Source organism: Arthrobacter sp. D5-1, assembly GCF_017357425.1.
GTDB lineage: Bacteria > Actinomycetota > Actinomycetes > Actinomycetales > Micrococcaceae > Arthrobacter.
In genome coordinates, this window is the sequence record NZ_CP014571.1 from 2,684,501 (window position 1) to 2,707,482 (window position 22,982).

Here is a 22,982-nt window from a genome sequence, read left to right on the forward strand (position 1 = left end):
ACCCTAGGATGAGTCCATGGATCTCCGCGATGCCGCCCAAGAGCTGTACGCCGTGCCGCCCAAAGACTTCACCGCTGAACGAACCGCCTTGGCCCGCAAAGCCAAGGATGATGGAGAAAAGGACCTGGCCAAGGAGATCGCCGGCCTGCCCAAACCCGCCGCCGGCGCCTGGGCCATCAACATGCTGTCCGTTCACAAGCCTGAGGTAATTGACGGCGTCGTGCGTTTTGGCGTTGCTCTCAGAACCGCCCAGGAGGACGGAGACGCAGAAGCGTTTCGTGAGCTCGGACAGCAGCGGCAGGGGCAGCTGACCTCGGCCGTGCATGCCGCAAAGGAACTTGCCACCGAGCTGGGGACGCCCCTCAGTGCCGCGGCAGCAGCCGACGTGGAACAAACGCTCCGGGCCGCCATGGCCGACGTCGGCGCGGCCGCCGCCGTCGGCACAGGCCGGCTGGTGCGGGGACTCAGCGGCAGCGGCTTTGAGGCAGTGGACCTCACAGATGCGGTGGCTGCGGCCGCACCCGGGGACCTTGTTGTCCCCGAACATGAGGTCGCATCGAAACCGGCAGCACAGAAGGAACCCGCGTCCCGTACCAAAGAGTCACCCCCTCCCCAGGCCGCGGCGCCCGGGAAAAAGCCGCCGCAGGAAGAAGCCACCTCGCTGGCGGATCGCCGGGCAGCCAAGCAACGGGCAGCGTTGAAGGACGCGCAAAAAGAGTTCGACGCCGCAGACCAGGAAGCCGCGGAGGCCGAGGCAACGGCATCCTCAGCCTGGGATGTCGTCAACGAACTCTCGGCCCGTCGAACACGCCTCAAGTCCGAGATTGAGGATGCCAAAAAGCGCCTGTCCTCGCTCGAAGCAGAACTTATTGGCCTGACCAGGGACGCTGATGCTGCGGAATCCCTGAAGAAACGTTCCGTCAGGGAGGCTACCCAAAAACGACGCGCTGCTGACCAAGCCCAGCGGCGCGTGGACCGGCTGGGCTAGTTCTCTTTCTTACCGACCGACTTTTCCAGGGGACGGGTGGCGGGCCCCTCCAAGTACTGGCCCTCTGGTGTGAAGCGGGAGCCGTGCAGCGGACAATCCCAGGACTTCTCGGCATCGTTCCAGCTCAGGAGGCCGCCCAGGTGCGTGCACGTGGCGGAGACCTTGCAGACTTTCCCTTCCACAGTGGACACGGCCGCTGGCTCACCCTTGTACAACCCCACGACGCCTGTCCCCTCCGGTGGGCGGGTCTCGTCGGTGATCTCGGGGTTTTTCCTGACCTTGGCTTTGTCCTCGATCATCCGGCGGGCAACGTCCGCATTGTGCCGGACACCCTCAACCGCGCCTTTCGGCGAGGTGACGCGATGATGGATGACGGTGGCCCAATCGGACTGGCCTCCCAGAATGTCCGAGGTGATGGACAGTGCTGCCGCCACCCCGTTGCTCATCCCCCATTTGTTATAGCCCGTGCCGAAAAAAATCCGTCCCTGTCCGCGGGGAAGTTTGCCAAAGAAGGGCATGAGATTGGTGGCCCGGTAGTCCTGGGCAGACCAGGTGTGGGTGACTTCAGCGCCAGGGTAATGCTTTGTTGCCCATCCGAGCAGGTCATCCAGGTGCGACTGCGGCGACGCGGCCCGGCCGCCCGCATGCCCGTAGCCGCCCACCAGGAGCAATTCGCCCTCGGGAGAGGGTTGAGTGCGTTGGGACCGGGTGGGTGAATCGATGGACAGATACATGCCCTGAGGTATGTCTCCCGGTATCTTCAGCGCCGCTGCATAGGACCGGTTGGGCTCAAGCTTGGCAAAGTACAGGCCACGATCCAGGATCGGAGTCCCTGTAGCCAGCACCACGGTGTCCGCTGTGAAGGTACCCTTCTGCGTGGAGACTTCCAAGGGCTGCTCCGAACTTACGTTCCGAACCTGCAGATCCTCGACGATCATGCCGCCATGCCTGCGAAGGTCCCTTGCAAGGGTTTCCAGCACGTCCATGGGGTTGATCTGGATCTGGTTTTCGAGCTCCAGCGCTTCCACTACGGGGAACGGCAGGCCGGCATCACGGCTGAAGTGGACGTTCAAACCTGCGTCCCGTGAAACTGCAGCCTCTTTGCGAAGCCGCTGGCCGCCGTCGTCCGTGGTTGCGAACGTCACCGCAGTGCGGCGCTGGAACGGAGTGCCCTGCTGCTCCATGTACTGCGTCAGCCAGGCTTGGCCGGACTTGTTGGCCTCCACGTAGGCCTGCACCACTTTCAGGGGGTACTGGCCACGCAAAGCGGACAGTACACCGCCTTGCAAGAGGCTCAGTTTCCCTGTGGTGTTGCCGGTGGTCACGGCACCCAGCGTTCTGGCCTCGAAAACCACCACACGCTGGCCTGACCGTGACAACAGCAAGGCCGTCACCATCCCAGTGAGCCCGGCGCCTACCACTATGGTGTCGAAGTGCTTTTCCTCAGGGATGTGGTCGGAGGTGAAGCGCATCTCCCGGTCCAACCAGAGCGATTTCATCGATCAGCCTGCCTCTCACCTCAATGGCATGTGGTGAGGGAAACGCTAGGCGGGTCGCTGGTGCTTATCAAGGGGTGGCGGTGCCTGCCGCCAATGCCGCAGCGTGCCGAAGCTCGGGGTCCGGATCTGCAGCCCACCGCTCCAGGACGCGTTCGGCGCGTTCCTTCGCGAGTCCCTCCAGCCGTGCCACCAACGGCCTCACAACGTCTGAGGCCAGGGGATCCACCAACTCCCGGGTCCCGGCTTGCCTGATGAAACCTTCAATACGGGTCAGGTCAGTGTTGACCAGGATGCCTGCTTTGGTCTGCAGCAGAACCACTGCGGCGAGACGCCGTTCGAAGACGGGCTCCGCGTAGAGCTCCGAACTCAAGGCGGTGACGTCGTCATGGTCCAGGTTCTTGTACCGCTTCAGCGTATCCCTCACCGTTCCCCGCACGGCACCCACGGACGCGCCATACACCTTCAGGGCCCCACCCAGACGTTCACTGGCTTCAGCAGCTTTCTCCCAGGTGGATTCCATCTGCAGGGTGTGGTCCACGAATTCACCGGCTTCACTCACCTGCCTATTTTGTCAGGGCCTCCCCCTAGCGTGACAACAACAGCAACCGACAGGAGCACCATGCCGTCCCAAGAGCTCGCCAACGAAGCATCATTTCCGGGTGTCCCGGCCGCTTCGTCCATGCCCGACTGGTACCCCACCTTGCTCAACACTGTGGCGAAGGAAGTCCGCGTGGGCAGGACCCGGGCCATGGCAGCGGCCAACAGCGAGTTGTTGAATTCCTACTGGAGCATCGGCCTGCAGCTCGCCGAACGTGAATCCGAGCAGGGTTGGGGCGCCAAAGTGGTCACCCGTTTGTCTGCCGACATCAGGACCCGCTTCCCGGAAGCGAAAGGCTTCTCCCCCAGAAACCTCCGTTACATGAAGAGCTTCGCCCAGGCTTGGCCCGACTTCCCAATGTTGCAAGAGCCGCTTGCAACATTGCCCTGGTACCACCAGATCGCACTGCTGGAAAAACTCGACGACGCCGCCACGCGGCTCTGGTACGCAGCGGCAGCTGCCCAGCACGGCTGGTCCCGCAACGTGTTGACGCATCAGATTTCAACCCGCTTGCACGAGCGCTCGGGGCAGGCCATCACCAACTTTGCCTCCACGATGGTCCCCGCAGATTCGGACCTGGCGCAGCAGGCGACCAAGGATCCCTACGTCTTCGACTTTCTGTCCATGAGTGATCGGCACACCGAACGGGACCTGGAGCTGCAGTTGGTGAAACATGTGGAGAAATTCCTGTTGGAGCTGGGCCAAGGGTTCGCTTTTGTAGGTGAGCAGGTGCGCTTGGAGATCGCCGGCGACGAGTTCTTCGCGGACCTCCTCTTCTACCACCTGAAGCTGCGCTGCTACATGGTGATCGAACTCAAGGCCGTGAAGTTCGAACCCGGGTTCCTCGGGCAGCTGGGGATGTACATGGCAGCAGTGGACGACCTCATGGCACACCCGGACGACAAGCCAACTATCGGATTACTGCTGTGCAAGGAGAAAAACAGCGTGGTGGCCGAGTACGCATTGCGTGGGTTCAACGCTCCCGTGGGCATTGCGGAGTGGAAGACATCCCTCGCGGACTCACTCCCCGACGAGTTGGTGGCGAGCCTGCCGAGCATCGAAATCCTGGAGGCAGAGCTGGCGAGTGAAGCTGCGCGGTTGCAGGGGTAGGTTCCAGCGTGCCGCAGCTTAGACGTTGTCCTTGAACCAGGCCAGGGTGTCGTTCCATGCTGCTGTAGCTTGGGCCTCCACGTAGCGCTCACCGGTGTCGTTGTGGAACGCATGGTCTACTCCGGGGTAGACCTTGAGTTGGTGCTTGACCGTCGTGGCGTCCAAGGCTTCCTGGAGTTGGGGCATAGCGCCGGTGATGCGTGCGTCGTTCTCGGCATAGACGCCAAAGACTGCCGGCTTGATGGCGGAGACTTTGGCCAGATCAGGGGCTGGACCGTAGAACGCTGAGGTGGCTTTTAGACCTTGGATCTCGGTGCTCGCCTGCCACGTGATGCCGCCGCCGAAGCAGAAGCCAATCATGGCGATGCGGCCCTCTTCGACGAAGTCCTGGCCGTTGAGGTAATCGAAGGCAGCTTTGAAGTCGCCCACGTGGCGTGCGGCGCCCGCCTGCGTCAGGGCTCCCGGAACGGCGTCGGGATCCATGGTCGCCGTTCCGCCTTCCCTGCTGAGGAGGTCCAGGGCCAGCGCCACGTAGCCTTCCTTGGCGAAGCGACGGGCAACGTCCTGGATATGCGGGGTGAGGCCGCGGTTTTCGTGGCAGATCAACACGGCGGGACCAGGTTGGCCGCCCTCGGGCCTTGCGAGGTAACCGCTGATTTCGGTCCCGTTGGAGTCGAACTTCACGGTGGCCGATGTCAGACCTGCCGCGCCCTCCGGAACGGACAGTGGGCTCTTGGCATTGGGGACGGCGGTGGTGGCTGGCCCTTGAGATCCTGCCATGGTTGTTGGCGATGGCGTGGGCATCGGATCCGTGGTTCGCGGTACCTCCTCAGGCGCGCAGCCCACCAAGGTCATGGCCGCCGCAGCCGCCGTCATGCTGCCCATGATGAACGCCACCCGCCGGGTGAAGGTCACATGCGACATATCCCCCGACCGGTAGTCATCGTAGAACTCTTCGATCAAGTACTTTTCGAACTTCCCCAGCTGCACCATGGCGAACCTCCCGACGATGATGATGATCTTCCCCTGATGTAAAGACGCGGACAAGGCTGGGATGGTTCAGAGCCGCCTGACCGAAAGCGCCTAATAATGTCGGTACCCCCTGCGAGAGTAGGGACATGAAGCAGATCCGGGACGGGCAAGCGAGGGCGGCGGTCTCTGCTGTGCCTATTCCAGCTCTGTCTCGAGGGGTGGCTCAGGCCGGCAGTTCAGTTCAGCCCAGCACTGTCAGCGGTGACCTGATCGATCAGTTGCGGGTGTTGGAGGAAATGAAGTCAGCCATCTCCGGTTTGCAGGCGCAGATTGCTGTGGCGTTTGATCTGGCGCAGCGGGCTGAACAGGCCGAGGCCGGAGTCCCTGCGGCGGAGCGTGGCAAGGGTGTGGGTGCGCAGGTGGCGTTGGCGCGGCGGGAATCACCGAACCGGGGCTCGAGGTTGTTGGGCCTTGCCAAGGCCCTGGTGATGGAGATGCCACACACGCTGGCGGCGTTGAACAAGGGCCTGTTGAACGAGTGGCGGGCCACACTGCTGGTGAAGGAAACAGCCTGCCTCAGTGTTGAGGACCGGGCCGCGGTGGATGAGGAACTCGCTCCCGATGCCGGGACTTTCGAGGGTTTCGGTGACCGGGCCCTGGTCGCTGCCGTGAAGGCCGCCGCGTACCGGCGCGATCCTCGGTCGGTGGCGCAGCGGGCCAGCCACGCCGCGAGCGAACGGATGGTGAGTCTGCGCCCGGCACCGGACACCATGACGTACCTGACCGCGCTGCTCCCGGTCGCCCAAGGGGTGGCGGTGTATGCGGCGTTGACCCGGTCCGCTGATGCTGCCCGTTCCAGTGGGGATCCCCGGGGCCGTGGGCAGGTCATGGCCGACACCCTGGTCGAACGTGTCACCGGCACCCGGGCTGGGTTTACGGGCATCAACCTGGACCTCGTCATGACCGACCGCACCCTCTTTCAGGGAGACAGCGAACCGGCCAGGCTGCAGGGCTACGGCATCGTCCCCGCGGAATGGGCCAGAACCCTGATCGGCGCTGAAGAGACACACGGCCGGGGCGGGACGAAAGCCGCGACAGGGCAGGGTCAGGACTTCGCGGTCTGGGTCCGGCGGCTCTACACCGCGCCCGGCAGCGGGGAACTGCTGGCCATGGACTCCAAAGCCCGGCTCTTCCCACACCGACACCGGCGATTCATCCAAACCCGGGACCATACCTGCCGCACCCCGTACTGCGACGCGCCCATCCGGCACATCGACCACATCGTGCCCTGGCACTCCGGCGGAACCACCACCCTGGACAACGCCGCAGGGCTCTGCGAAGCGTGCAACCACACCAAGGAAAACCCCGGCTGGAACGCCACACCCCTGCCCGCAGACACCCACACCCTGCACATCAGCACACCCACCGGACACACCTACCACTCCAAAGCCCCACCACTCCCCGGACACCGACCCTCCAGAACATGATCCAGACACAAGAAAGGCGGACAGCGATTGCTCGCTGCCCGCCCTCAATAAAAACAACTGCTGCTTAGAACTCCCAGTCCTCATCCTCCGTGTTGACAGCCTTGCCAATCACGTAGGAGGAGCCCGAGCCGGAGAAGAAGTCGTGGTTCTCGTCGGCGTTCGGGGACAGGGCCGACAGGATGGCCGGGTTCACGTCGGTAACGGACGCCGGGAACATGGCCTCGTAGCCGAGGTTCATGAGCGCCTTGTTGGCGTTGTAGTGCAGGAACTTCTTGACGTCTTCGGCCAGGCCGACTCCGTCATAGAGGTCGTGGGTGTACTGGACTTCGTTTTCGTACAGCTCGAAGAGCAGCTCGAACGTGTAGTCCTTGATTTCCTGCTTGCGGGCCTCGGAAACCTTCTCCAGGCCCTTCTGGAACTTGTAGCCGATGTAGTAGCCATGCACGGCCTCGTCACGGATGATGAGGCGGATGAGGTCGGCCGTGTTCGTGAGCTTGGCGCGCGAGGACCAGTACATGGGCAGGTAGAAGCCCGAGTAGAACAGGAAGCTCTCCAGCAGCGTGGAGGCAACCTTGCGCTTCAGGGGATCGTCGCCCTGGTAGTAATCCATGACGATCTGCGCCTTCTTCTGCAGGTTCTCGTTTTCGAGTGACCAGCGGAAAGCGTCGTCAATCTCCTTGGTGGAGCACAGGGTGGAGAAGATGGACGAGTAGGACTTGGCGTGCACCGACTCCATGAAGGCGATGTTCGTGTAAACGGCTTCTTCGTGCGGGGTGATTGCATCCGGGATCAGCGAAACGGCGCCAACCGTGCCCTGGATCGTGTCCAGGAGCGTGAGGCCGGTAAAAACGCGCATGGTGAGCTGCTGCTCATCCGGCGTCAGGGTGTGCCACGACTGGACGTCGTTGGACAGCGGCACCTTTTCCGGGAGCCAGAAGTTGTTGACCAGCCGGTTCCAGACTTCCACGTCCTTGTCGTCCTGGATTTTGTTCCAGTTGATGGCCTCGACGTGTGTCAGCAGCTTGACCTTTTCGGTCATTTCATCCCCTTAAAGCGATGGTTTTCTTGAGATAAGCCTACGACGGCGGGTGGAAACCCGCCGTCGTACTCTTTAGTTTTGAGTGCAGCCGGGGCCGCAACTAATCAACCGATAAAGGCTGATTACAGCATGCAGCTGACGCAACCTTCCACCTCAGTGCCCTCCAGCGCGAGCTGGCGGAGACGGATGTAGTAGAGGGTCTTGATGCCCTTGCGCCATGCGTAGATCTGGGCCTTGTTGATGTCACGCGTGGTGGCGGTGTCCTTGAAGAACAGCGTCAGGGACAGGCCTTGATCCACGTGCTGCGTGGCAGCGGCGTAGGTGTCGATGATCTTCTCGTAGCCGATTTCGTAGGCGTCCTGGTAGTACTCCAGGTTGTCGTTGGTCAGGTACGGAGCCGGGTAGTAGACGCGGCCGATCTTGCCTTCCTTGCGGATTTCGATCTTGGCGGCCACCGGGTGGATCGACGACGTGGAGTTGTTGATGTAGCTGATGGAACCGGTAGGCGGTACGGCCTGGAGATTCTGGTTGTAGATACCGTGCTCCATGACCGAGGCCTTCAGCTCGCGCCAGTCATCCTGCGTGGGGATGTGGTGGCCGGCGAAGAGCTCGGAGACGCGTTCCGTTGCCGGGACCCATTCCTGCTCGGTGTACTTGTCGAAGAATTCACCCGAAGCATAGGTGGACTTCTCGAAGCCGCCGAACTTCTGGCCGGTCTCGATGGCCAGACGGTTGGAAGCGCGCAGAGCGTGGAACAGCACCGTGTAGAAGTAGATGTTGGTGAAGTCCAGGCCCTCTTCGGAACCGTAGTGGACGTGCTCGCGGGCAAGGTAACCGTGAAGGTTCATCTGGCCAAGGCCGATCGCGTGGCTCTGGGCGTTGCCCTGTGCGATGGACGGCACCGAGTTGATGTAGGACATGTCGGACACAGCGCTGAGGGCGCGGATGGACGTCTCAATGGAACGACCAAAGTCCGGCGAATCCATGGTCTTGGCGATGTTCATGGAACCGAGGTTGCAGGAAATGTCCTTGCCCACGGTCTCGTAGCTGAGGTCTTCGGCGTAGATGGACGGCGAGGAAACCTGGAGGATCTCCGAGCAGAGGTTGCTCATGGTGATCTTGCCGTCGATCGGGTTGGCCCGGTTCACGGTGTCCTCGAACATGATGTACGGGTAGCCGGACTCGAACTGGATCTCCGCGAGGGTCTGGAAGAACTCCCGGGCAGAGATCTTGGTCTTCTTGATCCGCGAATCGTCAACCATCTCGTAGTACTTCTCGGTCACCGAAATATCGGAGAACGGGACACCGTAGACCTTCTCGACGTCGTACGGGGAGAAGAGGTACATGTCCTCGTTCTTCTTGGCCAGTTCGAACGTGATGTCCGGAACCACAACACCCAAGGAGAGCGTCTTGATACGGATCTTCTCGTCGGCGTTCTCACGCTTGGTGTCCAGGAAGCGGTGGATGTCCGGGTGGTGTGCGTGCAGGTATACGGCACCTGCACCCTGGCGGGCACCGAGCTGGTTTGCGTAGGAGAAGCTGTCTTCGAGGAGCTTCATCACGGGGATGACGCCGGAGGACTGGTTTTCGATCTGCTTGATCGGAGCACCGTGTTCACGGATGTTGGTGAGAGAGAGCGCTACACCGCCGCCACGCTTGGAGAGCTGGAGCGCGGAGTTGATGGCGCGGGCGATCGACTCCATGTTGTCTTCGATGCGGAGCAGGAAGCAGGAGACGAGCTCGCCGCGCTGTGCCTTGCCGGCATTGAGGAACGTAGGCGTAGCCGGCTGGAAGCGGCCGTCAATGATCTCATCGACGAGGCGGTTGGCCAGGTCTTCGTCGCCGCGTGCCAAGTGAAGGGCAACCATGCAGACGCGGTCTTCGTAGCGCTCCAGGAAACGCTTGCCGTCGAAAGTCTTCAGCGTGTAGGACGTGTAGAACTTGAAGGCACCAAGGAAGGTTTCGAAGCGGAACTTCTTCTTGTACGCGCGGTTGAAGAGGTCGCGGATGAAGTTCATCGTGTACTGGTCAAGAGTTTCGCGCTCGTAGTACTGGTTCTTCACCAGGTAATCGAGCTTCTCTTCCAGATCGTGGAAGAACACCGTGTTGTTGTTCACGTGCTGCAGGAAGTACTGGTGCGCAGCCTCACGGTCGGCTTCGAACTGGATCTCGCCGTTGGGGCCATACAGGTTCAGCATGGCGTTGAGCTCGTGATAACCCAAGCCCTTGAAAGCCTCAGGCAGCGGCTTCTTGACCGTGTCCACAGCGCCCCCGGTTACTTCTGTTTCTGCGACAGTTGTGTCCAAAACTTTTCCAGCCCTTCGTTGACCCGCTGAACGTCTTCCGGCGTTCCCATGAGTTCAAATTTGTAAAGATGCGGCACTTTGCACTTGACGGAGATGATGTCTCCCGCCGCGCAGTAGTTGTCCGCGAAATTGGTGTTCCCTGCTCCGATAACACCGCGGATCAGTTCCCTGTTCCTGGAATCGTTGAGAAATCTGATGACTTGCTTCGGCACGGAACCTTCGCCGTTTGTTCCGCCGTAAGTGGGCAGTACAAGGACGAAGGGTTCGAGGGCTCGAAGCGGAGCATCCTGGGCGTATAGCGGGATGCGCGCCGCATCCGTACCCAATTTTTCGACGAATCGTTTGGTGTTCTCGGAGGTCGAGGAAAAGTAGATGAGGTGACTCCTCGTGGTCACAGCTTCTGCAGCATCGCGTACGGGTGCCGCTGCCAGCGGTGCCATGGGAGTCACCTCGACTACATAGGAATTCTTAGTGTGCTGTGGTGGCGAAGTTTGGATGAAACTTAGGCCACGGAGGAAACGGCCTGGGCCAGTTCCTCGATCTTGTCCGGGCGGAAACCAGACCAGTGGTCCTGCTCGGTTACGACGACCGGAGCCTGCATGTAGCCCAGTGCCTTGAGGCGCTCGAGGGCCTCGGCATCCTGGGAGATGTCGACACTCTGGTAGGCAATGCCCTTCTTGTCGAGTGCCCGGTAGGTTGCGTTGCACTGAACACAGGCCGGCTTGGTGTAAACCGTTACGGTCATGATCCCTGTCCCCTTAGTTGAAGTCTGTCGCTCTTCGTATCTGGCGGGCTCAACCGGAACTAGCTACTGAATCCGATACCGGCCCGCGGGCTGCCGTGACAGCCAACACGCTCTGATTTTGTCTTGTGCTGGTTTCCCGCTCAATCCGTAAATCGATACTACATGTAGTGCAAGCGTCGAACTGGAACCCCAAGATGATGTATTACAAGTATGTCATTCAATCCACCGCTCGTCCACAGGCGAGGGCCCTCAAAATGTCCGTGATTCCGCCAAATTGAGAGATGTCATCCACACCCTGTGGACTACTTAGCCACATTTAATCTCCAGCGTGTCGCCCGGATACGGCGTGTCGTGACACTTTGAAAATGTGGCGTGGCGAACAGCTAAAATCTGCTGATGGTCAATCTCCTCCACCTCCGGACGCTGATGGAAGTAACCCGCTTGGGTTCCTTCGCTGCTGCCGCCGCCCAGCTTGGCTACACAGCCTCGGCAGTCTCCCAACAGATGGCCGCGCTGGAACGCGATACCGGCGTCGAGCTTTTCCAACGTTCGGCGCGGAGCGTTGTCCCCACGGAAGCTGCCGTGACCATGACCCGGCACGCATCGAAGGTACTGACAGACGTCGAAGCCCTCATGGCTGCCGCTTCACGAACCAACGACTCCCCCGCGCAGGAACTGAGGCTTGGCATCTTCCCCAGCCTTGCCACCTACGTGTTGCCGGAAATCCTCCGGAACGATCGGTGGAACGGGCTGGGCATTGAGCTCCGCGTCTCCGTGGCGGAGCCCGCCCAAACCATCCAGGGACTGCGCAGCGGCGGCGAACTGGACGTGGCGCTGGTCTACCAGGTGGGGCAGTCCGGACTGGCCTGGCCACACTCCCTGGAACGGCAGTGGATCGGCGACGACGACTTCAGGGTGGTGCTGCCTGCATCCTGGAAAATCCGGGAGGACGCCGAGATAGAAGCCGCTCACCTGTCCGACATGCCGTGGATCGTCCACCACCCCGGCACCAGCGACGCCCTGGTGATCGAGCGCCTGTTCGCCAGCTGCAACCTCCATCCACGGGTGGTGGCGTACAGCGACGACTTCCACGCCAGCTTGGAGATGACCGCCGCCGGCCTGGGTGCCTCGCTGGTACCGGAACTGGCGCTCCGGAACCGGCCATCCGGCGTCGTGGTCCTTGACGTCCCGGACATTCGGCTGGCGCGCAACGTCTTCGCACTGCTCATCAACGAAAAGCGGACGGCGCAAGTGCAGTTGTTCACACAACTGCTGGCCGACACCCTCCGGGAGACGTCGGGTAAGAGCGGACTTCACCCCTTGAAAACCGCGCCTGTCAAGGCCCCGCAACGGCGCCGGTGAAATATCCCCAAGTGCTGGAACCCGCCGGTTGATGGGGTTAGATTGATCACATGGGCAAGGTAGCGAGCAAACATTTTGGGGAGATCGAGCTCAACCACGGGCGTGAACATTGCTTCGTCGCAAGACACGAACTCGCCGGCAACCAGTTGGAGCTGGACCTCAATGTCACCGCGCACGACCACTTCGATGAGGCCGCCATGCGCAAGGTGGACTACAGGTTGCGCTTCCTGCCCGAACTCGTGGACCAGGTCAGGGAAATGATTGCCGAAGAGCTTGACCAGGACGGCACCAATCCCCAGCAATTCCTGCATTTCCATAGCTCACAGCTCAAGGACGAGCAGCTGGAATCGGTCTTCGGCGTCCGGGACAAGGGCCAACTAACCAATGATGTATTCCTGAAGGCCCTCAAGCTCGGCCACGTGGCCATCTACCCCGGACAGCCAGAGCGGTATTTTGTGCTGGACTTCACCCTCGGATCTCATTTCACGGACGAACTCCTGGTGGTCGCAGCCGACGAAGACGGCGTGGTGGATGACGAAATCCTCTGGGAGTAGCCAGCAACACTTAACAGCGAACGACGGCGGCCGGTCACCTTGGCGGTTTCTAGGAGTCGTTGCAACACCTGTTGGTTAGGTGGTTAGTAGTAAATCACGTAGGCGCTCGGCTGGGGTTTTCCAGCCGAGCGTTTTGCGTGGGCGGCCGTTGAGTTCCTGGGCGACGTGTTCGAGGTCTTCGGGTCCGTAGGCGGATAGGTCGGTGCCTTTGGGGAAGTATTGGCGTAGCAGGCCGTTGGTGTTTTCGTTTGAGCCGCGTTGCCAGGGGCTGGCGGGGTCGCAAAAATAGACCTGCATGTCGGTGGCGAGGGTGAAGGATTTGTGGGCTGCCATTTCGGCGCCTTGGTCCCAGGTCAGGGAGCCTCGCAGGTGTGCCGGCAATGTCGCCATTGTTTTGATGAGGCCGTCGCGGACAGTTTCGGCGGTGTGGTCGCCCGGGAGGTGGACGAGCATCACGTATCGGGTGGTGCGCTCGACTAAGGTCGCGATCGCGGACTGGTTCAGGGCCCCGGTGATGAGGTCGCCCTCCCAATGGCCGGGCACCGCGCGGTCCTCGATCTCGGGTGGTCGTTCGGAAATCATGATCATCGGGTCGACGAATCTGGGGGTGCGCTGCTCGTCCGTGCGGTGGGGTTTCCGGCGGGTCCGGCCGGTGCGTAGCGCTGCCTGGACCTCGCGTTTGAGTCCGCCCCGTGCCTGGAGGTAGAGGGCCTGATAAATGGTCTCGGTGCTCACGCGCATCTCCGGTCTGTCGGGGAATTCTTCGACCAGGGTGTGGCTGATCTGCTCTGGAGACCAGCGTAGGAGCAACTTGTCTTTCACGTAGTTGCGCAGGCCCGACTCGATGGCCAGTTTGGCGGACTTGGGCCGCCTCCGCCGGGTAGCTGCCTTGCGATGCGCTCCGTGGGGCAAGTAGCCCAGGAGGGGGTCGGTATTTCGTGCCAGCTCCCGGCTGACTGTTGAAGGCGATCTGCCGATGGTGCGGGCGATCGCCCTCACCGAGGAGCCAGCTGCCTGCAGATCCCGGATCAATTCCCGTTCCTGAACATTGAGGTATCGCGGGTCAATAGGTTTCTCTAACGCTGATACTTCCACCGGCACCACTCCTGGTGTGCCGGTGGAAGAGGTCTTAGTGGTCACACCACGTTTGTAATCGACCACCCGGCCATCCGGATAAATGCGTCGCCCACCAGACTTCCTGATCCCGCGTTCCCACTCCCGGGCGGTCTTAGGATTGACACCTACGGCGGTGATGGCTTCGCTTCGGCTCATTCCGACCTTCCGCAGCCGGAGGAATTTTTCCCGCCGGTCGGATCCTGGGGCTTTGCTGGCAATTCCCGCTTCCGAGGCCCAGCGGTGGCAGGTATTGACGTTCAAACCAAGTTCGGCAGCGGCCAGAGTCACGCTCTCCACGCGCCGGAGGACCGTGAAGAACTCTTCCTTCTGCTCTGGCGCGTACTGCGTCCTGACGACCTTCTCGTTCCGGACGCCAGCCTTCCGGCACCACTGGTAACAAGTCACCCGATTCAGTCCAAGTTCCGAAGCTGCGGCAGTGACGCTGCCAAGACGATCAAGGGCTTGAAAGAACTGAGTCCTTAGCTCAGGCGCGTACATCCGCCGGTTTACCGGTACCTTCTTTAAAGACGACACGGTCGTTGCAACTCCCAAAAATTCTGGGTGTTGCAACGACCGCTAGAACCGGCCCTTATGGTGGCCGGCCGCCGTCGCTGTTGTCCGATGTGAGTCCAAGGATTCGTGAACTTTGTTCACCCATAGGTTCACCATGGCCTGTCAACGCGAGGGCCATCGTCAGGACTGCGCAGGTATTCTCCGCGTTCCTGCCCCTCCGAGCGTTCCCGTTGGGCTCGTTGCGCGCTCTCCTCCAACTGTTTGAGCTGTTCCTGTGGAGGCGTGGACGGGGATTCCCCGGAAGGCTGCTGCGCCGTGCCGCGTTGCGTCTTTCCTTCGGCGATTTTGTTCGTGAGCCGGTCCTCCGCCGCGTCAAGGGCTGCGCCCTCCCCTGCGGCGTTGGCGGGACCAACAGCATGGCATTGCGGCGGTGATGCTTCGGCGACAGCAAGTCCTTCCGCAAGCAGCCGGGCCGCAGCGTCACCGTCCCCTGCCGCGTCCCCCAATTTCTCGATGCTCAGGACAAGGTTGACCCGGACTTTGCACTCGTCATCACCTGGGCCGAGCCGCAAAGCCGTCTCGAACTCTTCCCGTGCAGCGGCGAAGTCACCGGCCAGCACCCGGGCGTCCCCGGAGGCGAACGACGCCTTGTGCGGCTCCACGAAGTTGGCTACATGGAGCCAGGAGGCAGCCCGGGCAACGTCATTTTCCTGACCGGCTGCGTAGGACTCCGCGGCTGCACCACCCAGGACGCCCACACCCAGGAGTTTCGCGGCAACTGCGAGCGCCAGCAGGGCCGCCGGCGCGGACCACAGCGCAAGGCGGAGTCGCCGTCGTCGTACGTCGTGGGTCATGGGGTGCGCTCCTTTGCTGCTGCAGGCCGGAGGTTCAGGAGTGCGGCGAGGTGGCGCAGTGGTTCGTGCAATGCCAGCAGGAAGGCAGCCAGGGCGAGGAGCCAGTAGAGCTCAATGCGTCCGGGGGTGTCCGCGTCGCTGATAGTGAGGACACCTGGCTGGGCTTTTGCAAGCATGTCCGACGGCGGCTCTGTCCCGGTCCGGTGTGCGTAGGGGAGGCGGAGTTGCTCGGCGATAGCGCGGAGTTGGTCTTCGTCGATGCGTGAAACGGCGTCCTGCGTGGTGTCGGAGCTGCGGTCCTTGAGGTAGTCGGCGTCGGCATCCGGGGTTTCCTTCATGCGTCCTCCCTGAGGGGTGCCGTATCCAAGGACTGCTCCCCCGGCTACGTTGGCGGCGTCCATGGCCGCTGGCCGCTCGGCGCTGGTGTTCTCGCCATCGCCGGCGTAGAAGACCAGAGCAGGCCTGCCCGGGTGTTGCTCCTTGGCCGCGGCAAGCCGGTCTTTGAGGAGCTGTGCCGCACCGGTGACGCTGCTTCCCTTGGCGTATCGGGCGTTTTGGGGTTGGAGCGTGGTCATAGCAGTCTGCAGCGCGGTGGCGTCGCGGGTGAGGGGCATTCGGACGGTGGCCTGGTTGTCGAACGTGATCAGGGAGAATTTGGCACCGGCAAGCTCCTTGGCTATCGCCATGACATCACGTTGGGCCCCCGTCAGGCGGGTAGTGGAGCCGTTGTAGTCTTCGGCTGCCATGCTGGTGCTGGTGTCCACCACGAAGAAGACGTCCATCTCCGCGGTGGCGGTGTTGGCCTGTCCACCGGGCCAACCCGGCCGGAGCGCGGCAAGGAGCAGAAGCACGACGGCGGCGCCCCGCAACGCTGCCGGCCTCGCGTTCCGTTTCAGGGCCAGCACGGTGAACATCAGCATGGCGGCGAAGGCCAGGACCAACAGGGGCCATGGAAAGACCGGTGCAAACGTCATGGTTCCAGCCTCCATCCGAGCACCAGCATGCCCGTTCCGGCAAGCAGGGCGATCCCGAGCGGCCAGGCGGGAGCATCGGCTACTACCGACTGAGGAGCTGCCCGGTAGCTGGTGGCTTCTGTTTCCTGCACTTTCCCCACAATGCCCGGCACGGCCTCAGCGCCGTCCACGGTGAAGTAGGCGCCCTGGGTACCCTCAGCGGCAGCCCTGAGTTGGGCACCGGGTTCATCAGGTTGGTTGCCGTAGTCCATGTCGCTGGGGTTCAGGGCATAGACCTTCACGTTTTTGTCGACTGCCAGTGCTGCTGCTTCCTGCAGGCTGAAGATCGGCTCGCCGGAGAGGAAATTGTCAGTGGCCAACACCACGGACCGCGAGCGCTGGGCATCGGTGGCGCCTGCGTCATCGGGAAAGCTCTGCACGCAGGACGCCAGGCCGTCGCCGATCAGCGAGGAGCCTGCGCCGTTCCACGTGCCGTCGAAGAAGGATCCTGCCCCGCTGTCCAAGGCTTCCTTGGCTTCGGCGAGCTGTTCGGCGGCGTAGTCGTAGTCGTCCGTGAGGGGAAAGAGTTGCACGCTGCTGCTGTCGAAGATGACCATGCCGATCCTCTCGCCGTCGAATTCCTTGGCGAGTTCCTGGAACACGGTGGCTATGGCGGCATCGGTGCTGGTCATGGATCCGGACACGTCCAGGCAGAGCACGATGTCCCTGTTCCGGATTTCCGGTTGCTCCGTGGCGCGCAGGACGGGCCGGGCGGCAGCTGTAGCGGTGGCGGCGAGGAATACGACACCCAGCGCCACTGACACCATCAGCCGCAGCCGGTACCTGCGTAGTGCGTGCTGGTACTCCGGCAGGTCGGTCAGGCGGTCTCCGTGCGCGACGGGCCGGGTCCGTGGAGGACGACGACGGCGGTACAGCCAGGCGCTGATGGCCACCGCTGCTGCGGCAAGGGGAAGGATCCACCAGTAGCTCAGTTCCATCCGATCACCACCTGTCGCGCAGTCTCTGCTGAGTGCCCCACGGGGTGGATTGGCACACGGGAGAATTCGTTGGGGTAGATGCCCGCGATTCCTTCAGCAAGTTCCTCGAGACCTTGGCGGCGGAGATCTTCCAGCGTCATGGACGTGACGGGTAGCCCCGTGGCTGCCCCGGCGAACTCCCGCACGAGGAAGCTAAGTCTTTGGTGGGCGTCGCGCACTGGTATCCGTCCGGCGTCGGCGTCTTCTGCTGTGGCGGTGATGGCCGCGAGGCACGCAGAACGCAGGGCGTCCAGGTCCTGCTGTGGCGGTCCTTGTCCGGCTGGTGGTCTCCGGCGAATGGGCCGGAAGATCCAGGCATACCAAGCACCCACCACCACCACTATCAGCAGGCCGGCCCAGAACCATTGCGGCTGATACTGCAGTGGCGCGTAGAAGCCGGCATCATCCTGCACGATTGCCACCTCCACCGGAACCCCTGGCAGTTGGCCCACCCGAACGGTGCTTCTCAAGGAGTGCAAAGACGGCAGGCAGGACGTCCGCACTGCCTGAGGTTTGTTCCTCGGCTATGCCCAATCGGCGGAAGATGGAGCTGCGACGTTCTCCGCGTTCCACCATGGCAGCTTCATAGGCTGCCTGGATCTTGCTGTCGGCGGCCAGCAGCGCGGGGATTCCCTGCCCGGTGCCCACATCCGTACTGTTCGTGGCACCTTTGTCTGCCACCGGTGTGAGGTTCGCGTCCCGCACTGTCAGCCACAGGACTTCGTGCCTGGCCCGAAGCCTGCGCATCAGCCCCTCAGTACGGGCATCGGGCATGAACTCGTCCGTCACGGCAACCACGAGCAGGCGTCCCTTCAGGTATCTCAGGACGTAGTCGAGTTGCTCCGCGAGGGAACTGGGCGGCCCGTCCAGGACGACGCCCGCATCGACCTCCTGCAGCAAGCGTTCCAGGTGCTCCTCGCCGCTGCGGGGAGGTACATACCGGGTTGTGGTCTCGTTCCCGTGCAGGAGGCCGACGTCGTCACCGTGGCGACACGCCAGATACCCCAGCACTCCGGCTGCCTGCACAGCGATGTCCTTCTTGGATTCACCAGACAAAGCCTGGGCAGCCATGGTCCGTCCGGTATCCACCAGCAACAGCACCGAGTGACGGCGAACCGCCACATACCGCTTGACCAGGGGCGATCCGTGCCGTGCGGTGGCTTTCCAATCAATATCCCTGACTTCATCTCCAGGAACGTAGGCCCGCAGTTCATCAAAGTCCAGGCTGCGGCCTGTGAAAACGGAGCCGTATTCACCATCGAGCAGGGTCAGTGTCCTCCGGTGGGCGAAGATCAACATCTTCGACTTAACCCGGCGAAGCAGGCTGGGCACGCGTAGTCCCCGCTACGGTGTCTGGACAGACGCCACGACGGCATCAATGACAGTTTCCACCGGGACGCCTTCAACCACAGCATCGAACCCGAGAATGATGCGGTGCCGCAGGATCCGGTGGGCGAGGTTTTTGACGTCCTCGGGAATGACGTGGTCTCGGCCGTTCAGCAAGGCCAGGGCCCTGGCTGCCTGGCTGAAGGCAATGCTGGCCCTGGGGCTGGCGCCGAACTCCACCAGGTTGGCGAGCTTGGGCTCCAGATATTGGGAAGCATTGCGGGTGACGTAGGCAAGGCCCACGATGTACCTGACGATCGCGGGGTCGATGTAGACCCGTCGCACGAGTTCCTGGACCTGGACAACAGCGTCCAGTGAGGCAGCAGCCGGCGGCTTCTGGTCGGCATCGAACACACCGGCGTCAATCCGGCGGATGACTTCGGCTTCCTCGGCCGGACTCGGGTAGTCCAGGACATCCTTGAGCATGAAACGGTCCATTTGGGCCTCGGGGAGCCGGTACGTCCCTTCCTGCTCAATCGGGTTCTGTGTAGCCAGCACCAGGAACGGCTGCGGCAAAGGGTAGGACTCGCCACCGATGGAGGTCTGCCGTTCCTGCATGGCCTCGAGCATGGCACTCTGGGTCTTCGCGCTGGATCTGTTGATCTCATCCAGGAGCACGATGTTGGCGTGGACCGGGCCCAGCTGCGTGATGAAGGTTCCTTTGGCAGCATCGAATATCTGCGTGCCGGCGATGTCACTGGGCAACAGGTCCGGAGTGCACTGGATCCGGCGGAACTCCGCGCTGACCGATTCCGCGATGGCCTGGGCCGCAGTGGTCTTGGCCAGGCCCGGCACACTTTCTAGCAGCACGTGGCCGCCCGTCAACAACCCGATGACCAAGGTCTCGCGAAGCCTGGCCTGGCCCACCACTTTGTTCTCAAAACTCCGGATGATGCTGCCCACGAGTTGTTGGGCACGGGCCATGTCCGGTGCATCGATTCCGGCCGTGGCAGTGGTCTGTTGCACTCGTGGTCCCCTCGCTGGCGTCTGACGTCTCCCGGCAGGCGGCCGGCCAAAAAGCCGGGCATCAGTGCTTCCGCCTGCATGGGCCACTCTATCCAAGCCTGACCTGTCCAGGGCCGCAATGGGGACCCCTCCCCATGCAGCCCTCCGAGGTCTATCCTTTTGCCATGCATCAGCTACCAGCCGCCTATCAGAAGTACCTCGCCGCACAGGACCAGCACGTCATCGACGCCGTTCGGCCCGTCCTCCTGCAATCAGCCGCCGACGAGCGCCACGGGGTCCGGATCACCTACAACACAGGCTCTACCGGACATCAGGCCCACCTGGACGAGTCCATACCGTACGGCGAGATCATCGAGGACATCGACTGAGCGCCGCTAACCCTTCATAGCCCCAGACAGGGCAAAAGAGTTCCCCATGCCCCGGGACACCAACGCGTAGAGCAGCAGCACCGGGACCGAGTACAGGATGGAAAACGCTGCCAACTGGCCGTAAGCGACCGCTCCGTGCTGACCGAAGAAACTGAAGATGGACACCGCCGCCGGTTGCTTGCCCGGTGACAACAACAGGATGAAGGGAACAAAGAAGTTTCCCCACGCCTGGATGAAGACAAAGATGAACACCACGCCCAGCCCCGGCCTCATCAGCGGCAGGACGATGGTACGCAACGCCGCCATGGCTGACGCCCCGTCCATCCAGGCCGCCTCCTCCAGTTCCAAAGGAACCGAGTCCATGAAGTTCTTGGTCATCCAGATCGCCATGGGCAAAGTAGTGGTCGCCATGAAGAAAATAGTGGCTGCCATGGAATCCAACAGGTGCAATTGGACGAACAACCCATACACGGGCACCATAATGGCCGTCACCGGCAGCGAGGTGCCGAACAGCACCGTATACATGAACGGCTTGTTGAACCGGGACTGATATCTGGACAACGGATAAGCGGCCAACACAGCAGCAAGAAGGTTCACCACAGCCGTACCGGCAGACAACCACAAGCTGTTGGCCAACGGCTGAAACAGCAGCTCAGGAGTCAGCACCGCACTGAAGTTGGCGGTCGACGGCGCCGATGGCACCTTGGTCTGGTATCCGGCCTGGGGATCGACGGCGGCCAGCAGCAACCACAATAAAGGCGCCACAAAGCAGACACCGATCACGGCCAAGGCGATATCCGCACCCAACCTGGCCCTGGAACGGGCGGTGCCGCCCGTCGTCGTGCCTGGTGCCTTCTCCCGCGCTCGCAGTCCCTTGGTGGTCACGGGCGACGCTCCCTCAGGAGCCGAACGTAGAGCGCACCGAACACCATGCCCAGCAGGATCAGGACCGACGCCACCGCCGTTCCATAGCCGATGTCACCAAACTTGAACGCCTCCTGGTACGCCAAGACCGGCAAAGTGGTGCTGGCGTTGGCAGGACCGCCCGCCGTCATCACCCAGATGAGGGTGAAAACGGCCAGCGTCTGCAGCGTAATCAACATCAGGTTGGTGGTGATACTGCTTCGGATCAGAGGCAGGGTAATGAAAGTGAGCCTTTGCCACCCCCGGGCGCCGTCCATGAGCGCAGCTTCGGAAATGTCCCGGGGTACGTCTGCCAAAGCCGCCCGGTACACCAGCATGGAAAAAGCGGTGCCGCGCCAGGTATTGGCCAGGATGATCGCCACCAGGGGGAACGAATACAGCCAGTCCACGCCGTCGACACCTACGATGCCGGCCAGTTGGTTCAGAGTTCCTTCCCGGTTGAAGTAGGCATAGGCGGCAAACGCAGCCACAATTTCCGGGAGGACCCAGGCCGCAACAACTGCCGTACCCACCACGGAAGAGACCACCTTCCGTGAACGCGTCATCAGCAGCGCAATCAGCAGGCCCAGCACATTCTGCCCCAACACCGCCGACGCCGCGACAAAGACCACGGTCAGCCAGGCCGACAGCGGAAACGAGTCATCGCTGAACATCCGGGCGTAGTTGTCGGCGCCCACCCACTGCGGGTCCTGCGCCGCTTTGCCCGTCAACGACGCATTGGTGAAGGACGCATAAAAGGACCAAGCCACCGGGGCCACGAGGAAAAGCAGGAGCAGCAGAATCGACGGAACTACCGGCAGGAGCCGCAGGACGCGGCGGATGGTCATTTCTCCAGGACCTTGTCCTCACCCACAAGCTTTCGGACGGTGGCATCGTATTCTGCCGCGGCATCCTCGGGGCTTTGCTTGCCCGTTATTACTGACTCCGTGGCCACTTGGACTGCAGTGGAAATCTTCGGATAGTCAGCAGTGGCGGGCCGGTAATGCGTTACGGCCACCAGGTCCGAGACATCCTTGACGAACGGGTTGGCTGCCAAATAATCCGCTTCCGCGGCGACATCGGTCCGGACGGCAATCTGCGAATTGTTGATGTCGTACGCCAACGCGTTCTTCTTGTTCAGAGCAGTGGTGAGGAACTGGAAGGCAAGGTCAGGGTTCTTGCTCTTCGCACCCACCGCAAGCGTCCAGCCGCCGGACATACTGACGCCTCCGGGCTCCTGGCCATTCCTGGTGGGGAACATCGCGACGCCCATGTCCTGCTCATATCCTGCCCACTCGTACGCCCCACCCTTTTGCCAGAACGACGGCGTGTAGGAACCTTCCACGGTGGCCGCCAGTTTGCCTTGCGGGAACCACTCGCCAAAGACTTTCTTCCAGACGTTGGCATCCAAGGCCTCGGCGGGGCTCACTGCGAGTTTTTCGTCGTAGAGGGTCTTCAAGAACGCCAGTGAGTCAGTAAATCCCTGGGACCCGACTACCCACTTCCTGGCGTTCTCGTCATACAAGGTGCTGTCTGTCCCGTAGAGGAGTTCATAGAAGCCCTGCATGACTGTGCCCTCGCCGGTCCCCTTGCCTGCGTACATGTTGAAGGCGATCACGTTGGGATCGGATGCCTTCACTGCGCGGGCCGTGGTCAGGATGTCATCCCAGGTCTTTGGCTGCCAGGGCAAGGAAATGCCCGCCTTTTGAAGGACTGTCTTGTTGTACCAAATGGCTCTGGTGTCCGTACCGAGCGGCACCGCATAAATACTGCCGTCATCTGCCCGGCCGGCCACTTTGGCTGCTTCATTGAACAGGGACCAGTCGTCCCACTTCTCAAGGTAGCCATCAAGCTTAAGGAGGTACCCGGCGTCGACGTCCGAACGGACCTTGAAGGTGTCCTCGTAGAAGACATCCGGTGCCGTTTCCGCGGAACGCTGGGCCAGGGCAAGCTTGGTTCCGTAGTCGTCGTCGTTGGCCTGGATGGGCTGAAGCTCAACGGCAACCCCGGAGTTGGCTGCCTCGAACTCCTTCTTGGCGTCCTGCATGACTGCGTCGAGGGCAGTAAAGGCATCCGTCTTCTGATAGACGATCTTCAGCGTCTTGTTCCCGGCCGCGTCAGGCGCAGGCGAACAGGAGCTGGCTGCCACAAAGACGGCGGTGGCTGAAGCGATGGCGGCAAACTTCCGCGCCACGTGTTTGATACCGGCTAACTTCATCGGGCGGC

23 protein-coding genes are annotated in these 22,982 nt (G+C 61.9%); 6 read left to right on the forward strand and 17 right to left on the reverse strand.

Annotated elements, in window-relative coordinates; genetic code table 11:
- Positions 1 to 16 precede the first annotated feature (16 nt).
- Positions 17 to 988 carry a hypothetical protein gene (locus AYX22_RS12185; protein WP_207593709.1) on the forward strand — a complete coding sequence of 324 codons (972 nt, stop codon included), beginning with the start codon at positions 17 to 19 and terminating at the stop codon, positions 986 to 988.
- Here the strand turns inward: AYX22_RS12185 and AYX22_RS12190 are convergent.
- Together AYX22_RS12190 and AYX22_RS12195 are read right to left on the reverse strand one after the other, a co-directional pair.
- Entirely contained in the window at positions 985 to 2,487 is a 1,503-nt protein-coding gene (locus AYX22_RS12190) for an FAD-dependent oxidoreductase (protein WP_207593710.1), read from the reverse strand. The genes AYX22_RS12185 and AYX22_RS12190 overlap by 4 nt on opposite strands.
- A gap of 67 nt (positions 2,488 to 2,554) precedes the next feature.
- Positions 2,555 to 3,046 (reverse strand): DNA alkylation repair protein, encoded by a 492-nt coding sequence (locus AYX22_RS12195; protein WP_207593711.1) that lies wholly within the window; start codon positions 3,044 to 3,046, stop codon positions 2,555 to 2,557.
- Between the two features lie 60 nt (positions 3,047 to 3,106).
- Here AYX22_RS12195 and AYX22_RS12200 point away from each other — a divergent pair, with 60 nt between their 5' ends.
- Complete coding sequence (locus tag AYX22_RS12200; protein ID WP_207593712.1) at positions 3,107 to 4,195, forward strand: PDDEXK nuclease domain-containing protein; 1,089 nt, start codon at positions 3,107 to 3,109, stop codon at positions 4,193 to 4,195.
- An 18-nt stretch (positions 4,196 to 4,213) separates the two neighbouring features.
- On the opposite strand, the gene AYX22_RS12205 is transcribed toward AYX22_RS12200, so the two are convergent.
- The gene (locus AYX22_RS12205; RefSeq protein ID WP_242703316.1) at positions 4,214 to 5,242 is read right to left on the reverse strand and encodes a dienelactone hydrolase family protein; all 1,029 of its coding nucleotides are present in this window, start codon (positions 5,240 to 5,242) and stop codon (positions 4,214 to 4,216) included.
- Between the two features lie 71 nt (positions 5,243 to 5,313).
- On the opposite strand from AYX22_RS12205, the gene AYX22_RS12210 reads away from it, so the two are divergent.
- Positions 5,314 to 6,654 carry an HNH endonuclease signature motif containing protein gene (locus AYX22_RS12210; protein ID WP_207593713.1) on the forward strand — a complete coding sequence of 447 codons (1,341 nt, stop codon included), beginning with the start codon at positions 5,314 to 5,316 and terminating at the stop codon, positions 6,652 to 6,654.
- Positions 6,655 to 6,718: 64 nt separating this feature from the next.
- On the opposite strand, the gene nrdF is transcribed toward AYX22_RS12210, so the two are convergent.
- The 4 genes from nrdF to nrdH form a co-directional block, all read right to left on the reverse strand.
- The gene (gene nrdF, locus AYX22_RS12215) at positions 6,719 to 7,693 is read right to left on the reverse strand and encodes a class 1b ribonucleoside-diphosphate reductase subunit beta (protein WP_011775019.1); all 975 of its coding nucleotides are present in this window, start codon (positions 7,691 to 7,693) and stop codon (positions 6,719 to 6,721) included.
- 122 nt (positions 7,694 to 7,815) lie between these two features.
- The gene (gene nrdE / locus AYX22_RS12220; protein WP_207597569.1) at positions 7,816 to 9,936 is read right to left on the reverse strand and encodes a class 1b ribonucleoside-diphosphate reductase subunit alpha; all 2,121 of its coding nucleotides are present in this window, start codon (positions 9,934 to 9,936) and stop codon (positions 7,816 to 7,818) included.
- 32 nt (positions 9,937 to 9,968) lie between these two features.
- Positions 9,969 to 10,439, reverse strand: a complete 471-nt coding sequence (gene nrdI, locus AYX22_RS12225) for a class Ib ribonucleoside-diphosphate reductase assembly flavoprotein NrdI (RefSeq protein ID WP_207593714.1) — start codon at positions 10,437 to 10,439, stop codon at positions 9,969 to 9,971.
- A 62-nt stretch (positions 10,440 to 10,501) separates the two neighbouring features.
- On the reverse strand, positions 10,502 to 10,744 hold the full coding sequence (nrdH, locus tag AYX22_RS12230; RefSeq protein WP_011775022.1) for a glutaredoxin-like protein NrdH: 243 nt from the start codon (positions 10,742 to 10,744) through the stop codon (positions 10,502 to 10,504).
- Positions 10,745 to 11,140: 396 nt separating this feature from the next.
- Here nrdH and AYX22_RS12235 point away from each other — a divergent pair, with 396 nt between their 5' ends.
- Together AYX22_RS12235 and AYX22_RS12240 are read left to right on the forward strand one after the other, a co-directional pair.
- Positions 11,141 to 12,106: a LysR family transcriptional regulator gene (locus AYX22_RS12235; protein WP_207593715.1), complete on the forward strand. Its 966-nt coding sequence runs from the start codon at positions 11,141 to 11,143 to the stop codon at positions 12,104 to 12,106.
- Positions 12,107 to 12,156: 50 nt separating this feature from the next.
- Complete coding sequence (locus AYX22_RS12240; RefSeq protein ID WP_089595277.1) at positions 12,157 to 12,660, forward strand: DUF2004 domain-containing protein; 504 nt, start codon at positions 12,157 to 12,159, stop codon at positions 12,658 to 12,660.
- A gap of 75 nt (positions 12,661 to 12,735) precedes the next feature.
- Here the strand turns inward: AYX22_RS12240 and AYX22_RS12245 are convergent, their stop codons facing one another.
- The 7 genes from AYX22_RS12245 to AYX22_RS12275 all read right to left on the reverse strand — a co-directional run bounded on the left by AYX22_RS12245 (position 12,736) and on the right by AYX22_RS12275 (position 19,485).
- Positions 12,736 to 13,932: an IS30 family transposase gene (locus AYX22_RS12245; protein WP_207597452.1), complete on the reverse strand. Its 1,197-nt coding sequence runs from the start codon at positions 13,930 to 13,932 to the stop codon at positions 12,736 to 12,738.
- A 506-nt stretch (positions 13,933 to 14,438) separates the two neighbouring features.
- On the reverse strand, positions 14,439 to 15,143 hold the full coding sequence (locus AYX22_RS12250; protein WP_207593716.1) for a hypothetical protein: 705 nt from the start codon (positions 15,141 to 15,143) through the stop codon (positions 14,439 to 14,441).
- Positions 15,140 to 16,117: a VWA domain-containing protein gene (locus AYX22_RS12255; protein WP_242703317.1), complete on the reverse strand. Its 978-nt coding sequence runs from the start codon at positions 16,115 to 16,117 to the stop codon at positions 15,140 to 15,142. Before AYX22_RS12255 ends, AYX22_RS12250 begins: the two co-directional genes overlap by 4 nt.
- Positions 16,114 to 17,094: a vWA domain-containing protein gene (locus AYX22_RS12260; RefSeq protein WP_207593718.1), complete on the reverse strand. Its 981-nt coding sequence runs from the start codon at positions 17,092 to 17,094 to the stop codon at positions 16,114 to 16,116. The genes AYX22_RS12255 and AYX22_RS12260 overlap by 4 nt, the downstream gene beginning before the upstream one ends.
- Positions 17,085 to 17,546 carry a hypothetical protein gene (locus AYX22_RS12265; RefSeq protein ID WP_207593719.1) on the reverse strand — a complete coding sequence of 154 codons (462 nt, stop codon included), beginning with the start codon at positions 17,544 to 17,546 and terminating at the stop codon, positions 17,085 to 17,087. The genes AYX22_RS12260 and AYX22_RS12265 overlap by 10 nt, the downstream gene beginning before the upstream one ends.
- Positions 17,536 to 18,465, reverse strand: coding sequence for a DUF58 domain-containing protein (locus tag AYX22_RS12270; protein ID WP_207593720.1), 930 nt, complete (start codon positions 18,463 to 18,465; stop codon positions 17,536 to 17,538). Before AYX22_RS12270 ends, AYX22_RS12265 begins: the two co-directional genes overlap by 11 nt.
- A gap of 12 nt (positions 18,466 to 18,477) precedes the next feature.
- Positions 18,478 to 19,485 carry a MoxR family ATPase gene (locus tag AYX22_RS12275; protein ID WP_207593721.1) on the reverse strand — a complete coding sequence of 336 codons (1,008 nt, stop codon included), beginning with the start codon at positions 19,483 to 19,485 and terminating at the stop codon, positions 18,478 to 18,480.
- A gap of 134 nt (positions 19,486 to 19,619) precedes the next feature.
- On the opposite strand from AYX22_RS12275, the gene AYX22_RS12280 reads away from it, so the two are divergent.
- Positions 19,620 to 19,853 carry a hypothetical protein gene (locus AYX22_RS12280; RefSeq protein WP_089595283.1) on the forward strand — a complete coding sequence of 78 codons (234 nt, stop codon included), beginning with the start codon at positions 19,620 to 19,622 and terminating at the stop codon, positions 19,851 to 19,853.
- A 6-nt stretch (positions 19,854 to 19,859) separates the two neighbouring features.
- On the opposite strand, the gene AYX22_RS12285 is transcribed toward AYX22_RS12280, so the two are convergent.
- From AYX22_RS12285 to AYX22_RS12295, 3 genes are all read right to left on the reverse strand, one after another.
- Positions 19,860 to 20,660 (reverse strand): carbohydrate ABC transporter permease, encoded by an 801-nt coding sequence (locus AYX22_RS12285; protein WP_242703630.1) that lies wholly within the window; start codon positions 20,658 to 20,660, stop codon positions 19,860 to 19,862.
- Between the two features lie 74 nt (positions 20,661 to 20,734).
- Positions 20,735 to 21,604 (reverse strand): sugar ABC transporter permease, encoded by an 870-nt coding sequence (locus AYX22_RS12290; protein ID WP_207593722.1) that lies wholly within the window; start codon positions 21,602 to 21,604, stop codon positions 20,735 to 20,737.
- Positions 21,601 to 22,974 carry an extracellular solute-binding protein gene (locus AYX22_RS12295; protein ID WP_242703318.1) on the reverse strand — a complete coding sequence of 458 codons (1,374 nt, stop codon included), beginning with the start codon at positions 22,972 to 22,974 and terminating at the stop codon, positions 21,601 to 21,603. Before AYX22_RS12295 ends, AYX22_RS12290 begins: the two co-directional genes overlap by 4 nt.
- Positions 22,975 to 22,982 lie beyond the last annotated feature (8 nt).